The 13,551-nt window shown below is 73.1% G+C and carries 10 protein-coding genes; 6 read left to right on the forward strand and 4 right to left on the reverse strand.

All coding sequences use genetic code 11. From position 1 onward, the window contains the following. Nucleotides 1-12: 12 nt before the first annotated feature. Nucleotides 13-525, reverse strand: coding sequence for an Lrp/AsnC family transcriptional regulator (locus F8568_RS39055; protein ID WP_328601218.1), 513 nt, complete (start codon nt 523-525; stop codon nt 13-15). A gap of 133 nt (nt 526-658) precedes the next feature. Between F8568_RS39055 and hppD the strand changes: the two genes are divergently transcribed. The 4 genes from hppD (at nt 659) to F8568_RS39075 (ending at nt 6,083) form a co-directional block, all read left to right on the forward strand. Then, on the forward strand, nt 659-1,750 hold the full coding sequence (gene hppD / locus F8568_RS39060; protein ID WP_151598656.1) for a 4-hydroxyphenylpyruvate dioxygenase: 1,092 nt from the start codon (nt 659-661) through the stop codon (nt 1,748-1,750). 254 nt (nt 1,751-2,004) lie between these two features. Further along, complete coding sequence (locus F8568_RS39065; protein WP_151598657.1) at nt 2,005-2,799, forward strand: RDD family protein; 795 nt, start codon at nt 2,005-2,007, stop codon at nt 2,797-2,799. A gap of 68 nt (nt 2,800-2,867) precedes the next feature. Further along, nucleotides 2,868-4,487, forward strand: coding sequence for a M1 family metallopeptidase (locus tag F8568_RS39070; RefSeq protein WP_236009931.1), 1,620 nt, complete (start codon nt 2,868-2,870; stop codon nt 4,485-4,487). Between the two features lie 171 nt (nt 4,488-4,658). Continuing rightward, nucleotides 4,659-6,083, forward strand: a complete 1,425-nt coding sequence (locus tag F8568_RS39075) for a M1 family metallopeptidase (RefSeq protein WP_151598658.1) — start codon at nt 4,659-4,661, stop codon at nt 6,081-6,083. A 143-nt stretch (nt 6,084-6,226) separates the two neighbouring features. Here F8568_RS39075 and ilvA read toward each other — a convergent pair whose 3' ends face one another. From ilvA to F8568_RS39090, 3 genes are read right to left on the reverse strand one after another with little or no spacing between them, the layout of a single operon-like run. Next, complete coding sequence (gene ilvA, locus F8568_RS39080) at nt 6,227-7,453, reverse strand: threonine ammonia-lyase (RefSeq protein WP_151598659.1); 1,227 nt, start codon at nt 7,451-7,453, stop codon at nt 6,227-6,229. A 20-nt stretch (nt 7,454-7,473) separates the two neighbouring features. Continuing rightward, complete coding sequence (locus tag F8568_RS39085; RefSeq protein ID WP_151598660.1) at nt 7,474-8,469, reverse strand: ROK family protein; 996 nt, start codon at nt 8,467-8,469, stop codon at nt 7,474-7,476. Then, entirely contained in the window at nt 8,469-9,629 is a 1,161-nt protein-coding gene (locus F8568_RS39090) for an FIST signal transduction protein (RefSeq protein WP_151598661.1), read from the reverse strand. Before F8568_RS39090 ends, F8568_RS39085 begins: the two co-directional genes overlap by 1 nt. Nucleotides 9,630-9,985: 356 nt before the next feature. On the opposite strand from F8568_RS39090, the gene F8568_RS39095 reads away from it, so the two are divergent. Both F8568_RS39095 and F8568_RS39100 read left to right on the forward strand, forming a co-directional pair. Then, nucleotides 9,986-11,407, forward strand: coding sequence for a sigma 54-interacting transcriptional regulator (locus F8568_RS39095; protein WP_151598662.1), 1,422 nt, complete (start codon nt 9,986-9,988; stop codon nt 11,405-11,407). Nucleotides 11,408-11,444: 37 nt separating this feature from the next. After that, nucleotides 11,445-13,526, forward strand: a complete 2,082-nt coding sequence (locus F8568_RS39100; protein ID WP_151598663.1) for a vWA domain-containing protein — start codon at nt 11,445-11,447, stop codon at nt 13,524-13,526. The last annotated feature ends 25 nt before the right edge of the window (nt 13,527-13,551 follow it).

Here is a 13,551-nt window from a genome sequence, read left to right on the forward strand (position 1 = left end):
AGGTGGCCGGGGTCAAGAATCGCGTTGCCCGAGGTGTCCTCGGGAGCCGGAGAGGGCTCCCGAGGACACCTTTCGCACGAGCGGGAGGGTGCGGTAGGGGATCTGGGTGGCGAGGGAGATCACCGAGGAGGCGCGCTCCACGCCGGCGACGTCCACGATGACGTCGATGACGCGCTGCAGGTCGGCGTTGCTGCGCGCGACGATGCGGCAGAGCATGTCGCCGGCGCCGGTGATCGTGTGCGCCTCGATCACCTCGGGGACCTGGGCGAGGCGGCGCGCGACGGGGTCGTGGCCGCCGGCCTGCCTCAGCTGCAGGGTGACGAACGCGGTGACGCCGTAGCCGAGCGCCGCCGGGTCGATCTCGGGGCCGAACCCGGCGATGACGCCGTCGCGCGACAGCCGGTCCAGGCGGGCCTGGACGGTGCCGCGGGCGACGCCGAGGCGGCGGGACGCCTCCAGCACCCCGACACGGGGCTCGGCGGCGAACATCTCGATCAGGCGGCCGTCCAGCTCGTCGACGGGCACGGTGCCCTCCCCTGTTGTGGTCCTGGTCACGCTGTACAGAGCGTCCGGTCGTATCCGTTGATGACTGTACAGATTGTGCAGTGATTTCGGCGACTCTTGCGCACCTTGTCGGTGTCCGCCGAGATTGGGACGCATGGATGAGTTTCCGGTCAAGGGCATGGACGCCGTCGTGTTCGCCGTGGGCAACGCCAAGCAGGCCGCCCACTACTACTCGACCGCCTTCGGGATGCGCAGGGTCGCCTACCGGGGCCCGGAGAACGGCAGCCCGGACGAGGCGGTGCACGTGCTCGAGTCGGGGAGCGCCCGGTTCGTGTTCCGCGGCCCGGTGAAGGCGGGAACCGCGATCGGCCGGCACATCGCCGAGCACGGCGACGGGGTCGTCGACCTGGCGATCGAGGTGCCGGACGTCGAGCACGCCTACCGGCACGCGCTCGCCAAGGGCGCCACGGGCCTGGAGGAGCCGCACGTCCTGGAGGACGAACACGGCAAGGTGACGATCGCGGCGATCGCCGCCTACGGCGAGACGCGGCACTCGCTGGTCGACCGCTCCAACTACACCGGCCCGTACCTGCCGGGCTTCGAGGCCGCGGACCCGATCGTCGAGCCGCAGGAGAAGAGGTTCTTCCAGGCGATCGACCACTGCGTCGGCAACGTCGAGCGCATGGACGAGTGGGCCGAGTTCTACCACCGCGTCATGGGCTTCACCGACATGGCGGAGTTCGTCGGCGACGACATCGCGACCGAGTACTCGGCGCTGATGTCGAAGGTGGTCGCGGACGGCACGCGCAAGGTGAAGTTCCCGCTGAACGAGCCGGCGGAGAGCAAGCGCAAGTCGCAGATCGACGAGTACCTGGAGTTCTACGGCGGGCCGGGCGTGCAGCACATCGCGCTCGCCACGAACGACATCCTCGCGTCCGTCGACCGGATGCGGGCCGCGGGCGTGGAGTTCCTCGACAGCCCCGACTCCTACTACGAGGACGCGGAGCTGCGCGAGCGCATCGGGCAGGTGCGGGTGCCGATCGAGGAGCTGCAGAAGCGCCGCATCCTGGTCGACCGGGACGAGGACGGCTACCTGCTGCAGATCTTCACCAAGCCGGTGCAGGACCGTCCGACGGTGTTCTTCGAGCTGATCGAGCGGCACGGGTCGCTCGGCTTCGGCAAGGGCAACTTCAAGGCGCTGTTCGAGGCGATCGAGCGGGAGCAGGAGCGCCGCGGCAACCTGTGACGCCGCACCGCCCGCTGCGGTACCCGCCGCCGCCCGGCCGTGACCGGCTCGGGACACCGGTGTCCGGAGCCGGTCACGGCCGCTGCGGGCGGAGCGGGGCGGTGGCGGCGCGCGCGCCGACCTGGGTACCGACCGGTATGCGCGCAGCCGATCTCCGGCCGTGCGGCGACCCTCGATCATCCGGGCGGTGAACTTTCCGATCTCCGCCGACGCGGCGAGGTTTGGACGGACGCGGCGCGGCGAACCTTTCAGACATGACGCAACCGCCCAACGACCCCCAGTCCGGGGACCAGCCGGAGAACCGGCCGCACGGGCAGCAACCACACGGGCAGCCGGGACAGCCGGGCCCGTACACGGGTCCGCCGTACGGAGGCCAGCAGCCGTACGGCGACCAGCCGGGATACGGACAGCAGCAACCGGGTTACGGCCAGCCCGGTTACGGCGAGCAGCAGCCCCACGGCGGCCAGCCCGGATACGGGCAGCAGCCGGGATACGGGCAGCAGCCGGGATACGGGCAGCAGCAGCCCTACGGAGGCCTGCCCCGCTACCAGGGCGGCCCGGGCGAGTACGTCGACCCGTCCGCCGGGCTGGCGAGCCGGTGGGCGCGGCTCGGCGCCGCCATCATCGACGGCATCATCGTCGGGATCGTCGTCGCGCTGATCTCGCTGCCGTTCGTCGACTGGGGCAACGTGTTCGACAACGACGGCACCATGTACGACGGCGCCCGCGTCGGCACCAACGCCGTCAGCGTCGTGCTGAGCTTCCTCTACTTCTGGCTGATGACGGCCAGGTGGGGCCAGACGCTCGGCAAGATGCTGCTGAAGATCAGGGTCGTCCGGCAGGAAGACGGCATGGCGGTCTCGACCGGGCAGGCGGCGGGCCGGTCGGCGTTCTACACCGTCCTCGGCGGCATCTGCGGCTGCATCGGGCTCATCGACGTGCTGTGGATCCTGTGGGACCCGCGCAAGCAGGCCCTGCACGACAAGGTCGCGCACACGGTCGTCATCAAGGCGGGCGCGCACCTGCCCGACCCGTATGCGCACCGCTGAGGACGTCGCGCGGGACGGGCCGGAGTTGCCGGGCACGGCCCGTCCCGGGCAGGCTGGGCCGCGTGCATATGGCCGGAAACACCCCCAGCCCCCGCCGACGCGGCCAGGGCGCCGCCCCCCGTGGCGGCGTACTGCGCGGCACCATGCTGCGCGGCACCGCGGGGCTGGCCGCGCTCGCCGTCGCGGGCTCGCTGACCGCGGCCTGCGAGGTCTCCATCAATCACGGCAAGTCGGGGTCCGGTCCGTCCTCGGCCGCCGCAGCCGGCCCCGCCGGGCCGACGACCGCCGGCGACCCGTACGTCCCCGGCGACGGGAACGGCGGCTACGACGTCCAGAACTACAACCTGAAGCTGAACATCACGCCGGACGCGTCCACCGAGCTGACCGCGACGGCGACGATCACGGCGACGGCCAGGGAGCAGCTGGGCCGCTTCAACCTGGACCTCACCGGCCTCACCATCTCGTCCATCACCGTGGACGGCAGGCCCGCGCGGCAGCAGCGGGCGGGCAGCGAGCTGGAGGTCACCCCGGCCAAGGAGCTGGCGAAGGGCGCGAAGTTCACCACCGTGGTGAAGTACTCGGGGACGCCGCGCACCATCTCCGACCCGATCCTCGGCACCTACGGGTGGGTCCGCACGTCCGACGGGGTCTTCATCGCCTGCGAGCCGAGCGGCGCGCACACCTGGTTCCCCGCCAACGACCATCCGAGCGACAAGGCCACGTTCGACTTCGAGGTCACGGTGCCGCAGGGGCTGACGGCGATCGCCAACGGCGAGCCCACGACGCCGGTGACGGGATCGGAGGGCGGCGGCGCGCCCGGCCTCCCCGGCGGTCCCGGCGGCGGGCCGGGCGGCGGGGAGTCGCCCGGCGGCGGAGCGCCGAACGGCGGCCCGTCGGTCGTCCCGGCCGCCGACCGCCGCGCCACGACCACCACGACCTGGCACGTCAAGGAGCCGATGGCGACGTACCTGGCGACCGTGGACGTCGGCCGGTTCGCGGTCCGCACCGGCAAGACGGCGAACGGCAAACCGGTGATCACCGCGGTGGACCCGAGCGTCCCCGGCGTGAACGTGGACGCGTTCGCCAAGCTGAACGCCGACGTCATCGACCAGTGGTCCACGCTGTTCGGCCCGTACCCGTTCGACTCCGCCGGCGGGCTGATCGACAACGCGCAGGTCGACTTCGCGCTGGAGACCCAGACCCGCCCCGTGTACGGGGCGTTCGGGCTGCAGCCGACGGTCGTCGCGCACGAGCTGTCGCACCAGTGGTTCGGCGACAGCGTGAGCGTCGGCCGCTGGCAGGACATCTGGCTGAACGAGGGCTTCGCGACGTACGCGGAGTGGCTGTGGGGCGAGAAGTCCGGCGGGCCGAGCGTCCAGCAGCAGTTCGACGAGCGGTACCGGGAGGAGTCTGCCGGGGAGCTGTGGGACGTGCCGCCGGGCAACCCGGGGCGCCGCCAGATGTTCGGCCGCTCGGTGTACGACCGGGGCGGCATGACGCTGGTCGCGCTGCGCGGCCGGATCGGCGAGCCGACGTTCTACAAGCTGCTGCAGACGTGGACGAAGGAGCACAAGTACTCGACCGGCACGACGAAGGAGTTCATCGCGCTGGCGAACCAGGTGTCCGGCAAGAAGCTGGACGCGTTCTTCGAAGCCTGGCTGTACCAGAGGGGCCGTCCCGCCAAGTGACCGCCCGCCCGGGCGGCACCGCCTGAACCGCCCGCACCGCCGGCCCGCGTTCCGGTTCCACCGCGAATCCGTTCCGCGATCAACGAATTCGAGATGGAAACGCGCTTGAACACGGCTCTGGCAGGGGAAATTCTTGATCCACTTGTGTCGTCTCACCCGAGGACGAGATCGATGAGCAGAACTCCCAGAGCGCTTGCCGCCGTGGCGCTCGGCGCCGCGGCGGGCCTCTTGGTGGCGGCGGTCCCAGCCGGCGCCGATGCGGTGCGCTTCACCCCGGGCGCGCCCGGCGCCGGCGACCCGTACTTCCCGGACATGGGCAACGGCGGCTTCGACGTCTCCCACTACGACATCGCGCTGCGCTACGACCCGAAGACCAAGGCGATCCAGGCGGTCACCACCGTCACCGCGCGCGCCACGCAGAACCTGTCGCGGTTCGACCTGGACTTCCAGGGCCCGCTGAAGATCTCGTCGCTGACCGTGGACGGCCGCAAGGCCGCCTACACGCGCTCCGGCACCCAGGAGCTGGTGATCACGCCGCGGAAGGGGCTGCGCGAGCACCGCCGGTTCCAGGTCCGCGCCGTCTACTCCGGCGTCCCGCAGACGATCAACGACCCGGCGCTGGGCGTGTCCGGGTGGATCCCGACGGCCGACGGCGGGATCATGCTGAACCAGCCGATCGGCGCCGCCACCGTCTACCCGGTGAACGACCAGCCGACCGACAAGGCGACGTACTCGTTCACGCTCACCGCGCCGCAGGACCTCACCACGCTCGCCAACGGCGACCTGACGGGCAAGCGCACCCGGGGCGGGCTGACCACCACCCGCTGGGAGATGCGCAGCCCGATGGCCAGCGAGCTGGCGATGGTCGCGTTCGGCAAGTACGACGTGGTCACCGGGCGCACCAAGAGCGGCGTCCCGAACCTGACCGCGACGGACCGCGCGATGGGCATCTCCGCGGCGGACGCCAAGAAGTTCAACGACCAGACGGCCGAGGTCGTGGACTTCGAGTCCGGGATGTACGGCCGCTGGCCGTACTCCTCCACCGGCGGCGTCACGGTGAAGGCGGGCGTCGGCTACGCGCTGGAGACCCAGGGCCGTCCGGTGTACGACCTGGGCCGCCACCCCGGCACTATCCCGTCCGGCGACCTCCTCGCGCACGAGCTCGGCCACCAGTGGTTCGGTGACTCGGTGTCGCCGGAGCGGTGGGCCGACATCTGGCTGAACGAGGGCTTCGCGACGTACTCGGAGTGGCTGTACGGCGCGGCGCACGGCGGCAAGACCGTCCAGCAGGCCTTCGACGCCGCCTACGCGACCCCGGCGAGCGACGACCTGTGGAAGGGCAAGGTCGCCGACCCGGGCCGCGACCACATCTTCGACGGCCTGGTGTACGACCGCGGCGCGATGGCGATCCACGTACTGCGCCAGACCATCGGCGACAAGGCGTTCTTCACACTGCTGAAGGCGTGGCCGGCCCGCTACCGGTACGGCAACGCCTCGACGAAGGACTTCGTCGCGTTCGCCCAGCACATCGGCCGCAAGGACCTGAGCGACTGGGCCGCCAAGTGGCTCTACGGCGAAGGCAAGCCCGCCCTCTGACCCCCGAACAACGTTGACTTGTGGCGGGGGGGGGGGGGGGGGGGGCGCCACCACCAACAAACCCCCCAAAAAAACGCGGGGGGGGACGCGTGTCGTGGTTATCGGCACGCGCATAACCACGACACGCCACAAGTCAACGGGGGTCAGCTCAGCGTCAGGGTGTAGCCCTTGGCGCGTAGGCGGCCTATGACGTCCTCGGAGTGGTCGGCGCCGCGGGTCTCCAGGTGCATCAGCACCTCCGCCTCCTCGACGTGCAGCCGCGCGGCGACCCGCTCGTGCATCACGTCCAGCACGTTGACGCCCAGCTCGGCCAGCTCGCCCAGCAGCGTGACGAGCGCGCCCGGACGGTCCTTCAGGCGGCAGCGGACGACCAGGTACCGGCCCGCGCCCGCCAGGCCGTGCCGCAGCACCTTCGACAGCAGCAGCGGGTCGATGTTGCCGCCCGACAGCAGCACGACGACCGGCGGCTTCACCGCGTACGAGTGCTCCAGCAGCGCCGCGACACCGGCCGCCCCCGCGGGCTCGACGACCTGCTTCGCGCGCTCCAGGCACAGCAGCAGCGCCTGCGAGATCGACTCCTCGGTCACCGTGACGACGGCGTCGACCAGCTCGCTGACCAGCCCGTAGGTGATGTCGCCGGGACGGCCGACGGCGATGCCGTCCGCCATGGTCGGCTGCAGCTCGACGCGGACGGGCTGCCCGGCCGCGAGCGACGGCGGGAACGCGGCGGCGCGCTTGGCCTGCACCCCGATGATCTTGACGCCGGAGTCGCGGCCGAGCTCCTTCGCGGCGCCCTTCACCGCCGCCGCGACGCCGGACATCAGCCCGCCGCCGCCGACCGCGCCGACGACGGTCGCGACGTCCGGGCACTGCTCGAGGATCTCCAGGCCGATCGTCGCCTGCCCGGCGACGACGTCGAGGTGGTCGAACGGGTGGATGAAGACCGCGCCGGTCTCCTCGGCGTACTTCTCGGCGGCGACGAGGCAGTCGTCGACGGTCGGACCGGGGAAGCGCACCCGCGCGCCGTACCCCTTCGTCGCGGCGATCTTCGGCAGCGGCGCGCCGACCGGCATGAACACCGTCGACGCGCAGCCGAGCATGGACGCGGCGAGCGCGACGCCCTGCGCGTGGTTGCCCGCGCTGGCGGCGACGACGCCGCGGGCCCGCTCGTCCGCGCTCAGCCGGGCGATCCGCACGTACGCGCCGCGGATCTTGAAGGAGCCGGTGCGCTGCAGGTTCTCGCACTTCAGCAGCACCGGCCCGCCGATGAGCTCCGACAGCACCCGGGAGGCGATCAGCGGGGTGGGCACCGCCACGTCGCGCAGGAGGTCACGCGCGGCGCGCACGTCGTCGATGAAGACCGCACTCATCCCATGATCTTCCCATGCGGTCAGTCCGCCACGTTCCAGTAGCGGTCCGCCGCGAAGATCAGCGCGGCGGCGCCGATCAGGCCCGAGGTCTGCCCGAGCGCCGCCGGGACGATCTGCGTCTTGCGCGCGAACGCCATCCACGCGTGCGCCCGGAACGCCTCCTCCACCGGGTCGAACAGCAGCGCGCCCGCCTGCGACACGCCGCCGCCGATCGCGACGACGTCCAGGTCGCACAGGTGGGTCGCCGACGCGATCGCGACGCCGATGGCGTGCCCCGCGCGGCGCATCGCGGCCACCGCGACCGGGTGCCCGCGGCGCGCGTCGGAGGCCAGTTCGACGCCGGTGACGTCCTGCCCGCCGGGCCGCCAGCCCTCCCCGCGCGCCCACGCGACCAGCCCGGGCCCGCGGGCGATCGCCTCCAGGCAGCCGTGCCCGCCGCACTCGCACGGCGGGCCGGCCGGCTCGACGACCACGTGGCCGATGTGCCCGGCGTTGCCGCTCGCGCCGTCGACGAGCCGGCCGCCGAGGATCAGGCCGCCGCCGACACCGGTCGACACCACCATGCCGAGCAGGTTGCTGCGCCCCCGTCCGGCGCCGCGCCAGTGCTCGCCGATCGCGACGCAGACCGCGTCGTTGTGCACGCGGACGGGCACCCCCGGGTACCGGCCGCGGAGCCGCTCGCGCAGCGGGAACCCGCGCCAGGCCGGGATGTTGAGCGGCGACACCTCCGCGGCGGGCCAGGTCATCGGGCCGCCGCAGCCGGCGCCGACGCCCGCGAGCGCGGGCGAGCCGGCGTCGGCGTGCACCTTGTCGAGCAGGCCCTGCAGCGTCCGCCACAGGCCCTCGGCGTCCAGCCCCTCGCCGTTCGGGGTGGCGACGCGGTCGTAGGCGGCGACCCGGCCGCCGGGCTCGATGACCGCCGCGGCCAGCTTCGTCCCGCCGACGTCCACCGCGAGGACGGGTGCGGCCGCCCCCGCGGCCGAGCCCGCAGCCGCGGCCGGGCCCGCAGCCGCCATCACCGGTCCCCCGCCCGGCCGAACGCCAGGATGGACGCGGTGAACCCGTGCACGTGGTTGCGCCCGGCGACCGGGCCGATCTCGCCCGCGGCGAAGAACCCGCCGACCCCGGCCGGGCCGAACGCCCGGTCCAGCACCTTGGCGTCGTGGTCGGAGTCGGGGAACATCGCCTGGCCCCGCCCGTTGCAGGAGATCAGCAGCGCGCCCTCGACCGGGGCGAGGTCGAACCGCTCCAGCAGCGCCGACAGCTCCTCCTCGGCGGCGCCCGCGTCGCGGACCTGGAACCTGACGGTCCGCCCCACGTCCACCACGTCGCCGATCGCGATCGCGCCGCTGTCGGTGTCGGCGCCGACCACCCCGCGGACGAGGAAGTCGCCGCGCTCGTGCTCGTCGGCGTACTCGTCCATCGCGACGCCGATCAGCAGGCCGCGGCCGGCCAGCTCCTGCTCGTCCTCGGGCAGCTCCAGGACGATCTGCTCCAGCTTCTCCAGCGCCGGCACGCCCGCCAGCTCGTACAGCACGTTCTCGTCGGCCTTCGTCACGACCATGTCCGGGCCGATCGGGCGGGCGCCCTGGCTGACGACGGTCGCGGCGGTGACGGCGCCGCCGATGACCACGCCGACCGCGCCGTCCTCGTACACGTCGCCGTCCACGAACAGCCGCGCCTCGCCGTGCTCGCCCGCCTCGGCGAGGCCGCCGACGAGCGCGAGGCCGGGCAGCGCGTCGTCGGACCGCTCGACGAACGCGTCCACCGGGAAGCTGTACGGGTCGGCCAGCAGCAGCCCGACCACGTCGTCGTCCTGCCCCTCCGGCATGCCGACCACGATCAGCTTGTCCTCGGCCTTCAGCGTCTCCAGCCGGAACGCTTCCAGCCGCGCGCCGGGCAGCACCGCCGCCCACGCGCTGACCGCGCCCGCGTCCTCCACGCCCCGGCCCCCGCCGATCACCCCGGACGCGCTGCAGCCGATCATCAGCGCGGGCGCCGCGGCCAGCGCCGCGCGCCGCGCCGCGGCCGCGATCTCCTCCGGGTCGTCCCCGGAGATGAAGACGCAGACCAGGTCGGGCGCCGCGGACAGCGGCGCGAGCGCCTGCTCGACCGCGGACACGGCGGCACTGGACAGATCGGGGCCGAGGGCCAGGCCGTCACCGAATCGCGCCATCGGCGCCGCCTCCCTCACTCCGTTCACCGGGTCGCATCACATCTGCAAGTCTCCCCCGCCGGACGCATCTGACCCAACCTTCGGGCGAAAGCCCGGGGGGTCTGGGGGTCCGCCCCCAGAGGCAATACCGACCCAACCTTCGGGCGAAAGCCCGGGGGGTCTGGGGGTCCGCCCCCAGAGGCAATACCGACCCAACCTTCGGGCGAAAGCCCGGGGGTCTGGGGGTCCGCCCCCGGGGGAGATGCCGCCCCAACCTTCGGGTCACGTCCGGGTCGCGCCGCGCCCGGGCACGGGGGGGCGAGGAATCCGCGGCGCACAGGTGCGATCGCGCGCGTCGGCGACGTAGTGTCGATCGCGTGCGTTCATCCACACCACGCGAGACCACCCTGGGCGAGCTGCGCACCAGCGGCCACGTCCAGCGGTCGGTGAAGGCCGAGATCCGCCACAACCTGCTCGCCCGGCTGAGATCGGGCGAGCCGCGCTTTCCCGGCATCCTCGGCTTCGACGACACCGTTCTCCCCCATCTCGAGCGCGCCCTGCTCGCCGGCCACGACCTCGTGCTGCTCGGCGAGCGCGGCCAGGGCAAGACGCGGCTGATCCGCACCCTCGGCGGGCTGCTGGACGAGTGGACCCCGGTGGTGGCCGGCTGCGAGATCAACGACCATCCCTACGACCCGGTGTGCGTGCGCTGCCGCCGGCTCGCCGCCGAGCTCGGCGACGAGCTGCCGGTCGAGTGGCGGCACCGCGACGACCGCTACGGCGAGAAGCTCGCCACCCCCGACACCAGCGTCGGCGACCTCATCGGCGACGTCGACCCGATCAAGGTGGCCGAGGGCCGCACCCTCGGCGACCCGGAGACCGTGCACTTCGGTCTCGTCCCGCGCACCAACCGCGGCATCTTCTCCATCAACGAGCTGCCCGACCTGGCCGAGCGGATCCAGGTGGCGCTGCTGAACGTGCTGGAGGAGCGGGACGTGCAGATCCGCGGCTACGCGCTGCGGCTGCCGCTGGACGTGCTGCTCGTCGCGTCCGCCAACCCGGAGGACTACACCAACCGCGGCCGGATCATCACCCCGCTGAAGGACCGCTTCGGCGCGGAGATCCGCACCCACTACCCGCTGGAGCTGGACGCCGAGCTGGCGCTGATCCGGCAGGAGTCCGACTTCGCCGACCTCGCGGGGCTGCCCGCCGAGGTGCCCGACCACCTGATCGAGGTCATCGCCCGGTTCACCCGGCTCGTCCGGGAGTCGACGGCGGTGGACGCGCGGTCGGGCGTGTCGGCGCGGTTCGCGCTGGCGGGCGCGGAGACGGTCGCGGCGGGCGCGGTGCGGCGCGCGGCGCTGGCGGGCGAGGAGCGCGCCGTCGCGCGGGTGTGCGACCTGCCGGCGGTGGTGCCGTCGCTGATGGGCAAGGTGGAGTTCGAGGTCAGCGAGGAGGGCCGCGAGCAGGAGGTGCTGGAGCACTTGCTGCGCCGGGCGATCGCCGAGACCTACCGGCGCACGCTCGGCCCCGCCGACCTGTCCGGGCTGCTGGACAAGTTCGACTCCGGCGACACCGTCGAGTCGGGCGAGCTGGTGCCCTCCACCGAGCTGCTGCGGCGGATCGGGCAGGTGCCCGGCCTCGCCAAGATCATGGAGCGGCTCGGCATGTCCGGGGAGTCCCCCGAGCAGGCCGCGGCCGCGCTGGAGTTCGCCCTGGAGGGGCTGTTCCTGACCCGGCGGCTGTCCAAGGACGTGCAGGGCGGCCGGGCCGACGGGACGGCGACGTACCGGACCTGAGCGCGGGTCCTGGAGGCGCCATGTCCGAGGAGGTTCGATGAGCCGGTACAGGTACGGCGCGTACGAGGACGGTCCCGACCCGCTCGCACCGCCCTACGACGTCCGCGACGCGCTGGACGCCATGGGCGACTCGGTGCTGGACGGCACCCGTCCCGACGACGCGCTGCGGGAGCTGCTGCGCCGCGGCCTGCCGAACGCGCAGGGCCGCCGCGGCCTGGACGACCTGCTGCGGGAGGTGCGGGAGCGGCGCCGCGCGCTGCGCGAGCGGGGCCGTCTCGACGGCACGCTGGAGGAGGCGCGGGCGCTGCTCGACACCGCGATCGGGCAGGAGCGGGCCGAGCTGTTCCCCGACCCGTCCGACGACGCGCGGCTGCGGGAGGCGGAGCTGGACGCGCTGCCGTCCGACACCTCGCAGGCGATCCGGCGGCTGTCGGACTACCAGTGGCGGTCGGACGCGGCGCGGCAGACGTTCGAGCAGCTGAAGGACCTGCTGCGCCGCGAGGTGCTGGACGCGCAGTTCCAGGGCATGAAGCAGGCCCTGCAGAACCAGGATCCGGCGGCGATGCAGCGCGTCAAGGACATGATGGCGTCGCTGAACGAGATGCTGGAGAAGGACGCGCGGGGCGAGCACACCCAGGCCGACTTCGACCGGTTCATGGACGAGTACGGCGACATGTTCCCGGACCGTCCGGAGAACCTGGAGGAGCTGGTCGACCAGCTCGCCCGCCGCGCCGCCGCGATGGACCGGCTGCTCGCCTCGCTCAGCCCGGAGCAGCGCGCCGAGCTGGCGGGGCTGATGGAGCAGGCCATGCAGGACGCGGGCCTCGCCATGGAGATGACGCGGCTCGGTGACGCGCTGCGCGCGCGCAGGCCCGACCTCGGCTGGGGCCAGCCCGAGCAGATGGACGGCGACAACCCGCTCGGGGTGGGCGACGCGACGACCGCGCTGGCGGAGCTCGCCGACCTGTCGGAGCTGGAGGCGGCGCTCGGCCAGGACTACCCGGGCGCGCGGCTCGACGACATCGACGAGGACGCCGTCCGGCGCGCCCTCGGCCGGCAGGCCGTCGACGACCTCGACGCGCTGCGCCGCCTGGAGAAGGAGCTGGAGAAGCAGGGCTACCTGCGGCGCAACCGCGGGAAGCTGGAGCTGACGCCGAAGGCGGTGCGGCGGCTCGGCGAGACGGCGCTGCGCCGGGTGTTCTCGCAGCTGACGTCCGGCCGGCAGGGCGACCACGACCAGCGCGACGCCGGCCAGGCGGGCGAGCTGACCGGGTCCAGCCGGGAGTGGCGGTTCGGCGACGAGCAGCCCCTCGACGTCGTCCGGACGGTGAGCAACGCGATCCGCCGCAGCGCGATGGAGGGACCGCCGCCCGGCGCGGCGGCCCGGCTCGTCGCGGCCCCGGCGGCGTCCGTGGAGTCGCTCGCCGCGGCCGAGGTGCTGGAGCCTGCGGGCGCCGACACGGTGGACCGGCGCGGTCCGGCGCGTCCGGCGAAGGTGCGGCTCGGCGTCGACGACTTCGAGGTGCACGAGACCGAGCGGCGCACCGGCGCGGCGGTCTGCCTGCTGGTGGACCTGTCGTACTCGATGGTGCTGCGCGGGACGTGGGCGGCGGCCAAGCAGACGACGCTCGCCCTGCACACCCTCGTCACCAGCAAGTTCCCGCAGGACGCGATCCAGATCATCGGGTTCTCCAACTACGCGCGGACGCTGCACCCCGAGGAGATGGCCGGGCTCGACTGGGACATGGTGCAGGGCACGAACCTGCACCACGCACTGATGATCGCGGGCCGGCATCTGGACCGGCACCCCGACTTCGAGCCGATCGTCCTGGTCGTCACCGACGGGGAGCCGACCGCGCACCTGCGGCCGGACGGCCGCTCGCTGTTCGACTACCCGCCGTCCACCGACACGCTGGTGCTGACGCTCGCCGAGGTCGACAAGATGACCCGGCGCGGCGCCACGATGAACTTCTTCATGCTGGCCGACGACCGGCGGCTGGTGTCGTTCGTGGAGGAGGTCGCGCGCCGCAACGGCGGCCGGGTGTTCGCGCCGGACGCCGACCGGCTCGGCGAGTACGTCGTCAGCGACTACCTGAGGGTGCGCCGGGGCCGCCGGTAAGCGGCGGCGCGGCGCCCCGGCGAGG

The organism is Actinomadura physcomitrii (assembly GCF_008923205.2).
Taxonomy (GTDB): Bacteria; Actinomycetota; Actinomycetes; order Streptosporangiales; family Streptosporangiaceae; genus Spirillospora; species Spirillospora physcomitrii.

Bases quoted from the DNA above. Each gene is read 5' to 3' on its own strand.
- F8568_RS39070 (WP_236009931.1), top strand. From the start codon at position 2,868: ATGGCCGGAAACACCCCCAGCCCCCGCCGACGCGGCCAGGGCGCCGCC.
- F8568_RS39075 (WP_151598658.1), top strand. From the start codon at position 4,659: ATGAGCAGAACTCCCAGAGCGCTTGCCGCCGTGGCGCTCGGCGCCGCG.
- F8568_RS39065 (WP_151598657.1), top strand. From the start codon at position 2,005: ATGACGCAACCGCCCAACGACCCCCAGTCCGGGGACCAGCCGGAGAAC.
- F8568_RS39090 (WP_151598661.1), bottom strand. From the start codon at position 9,629: ATGGCGCGATTCGGTGACGGCCTGGCCCTCGGCCCCGATCTGTCCAGT.
- ilvA (WP_151598659.1), bottom strand. From the start codon at position 7,453: ATGAGTGCGGTCTTCATCGACGACGTGCGCGCCGCGCGTGACCTCCTG.
- hppD (WP_151598656.1), top strand. From the start codon at position 659: ATGGATGAGTTTCCGGTCAAGGGCATGGACGCCGTCGTGTTCGCCGTG.
- F8568_RS39100 (WP_151598663.1), top strand. From the start codon at position 11,445: ATGAGCCGGTACAGGTACGGCGCGTACGAGGACGGTCCCGACCCGCTC.
- F8568_RS39085 (WP_151598660.1), bottom strand. From the start codon at position 8,469: ATGGCGGCTGCGGGCCCGGCCGCGGCTGCGGGCTCGGCCGCGGGGGCG.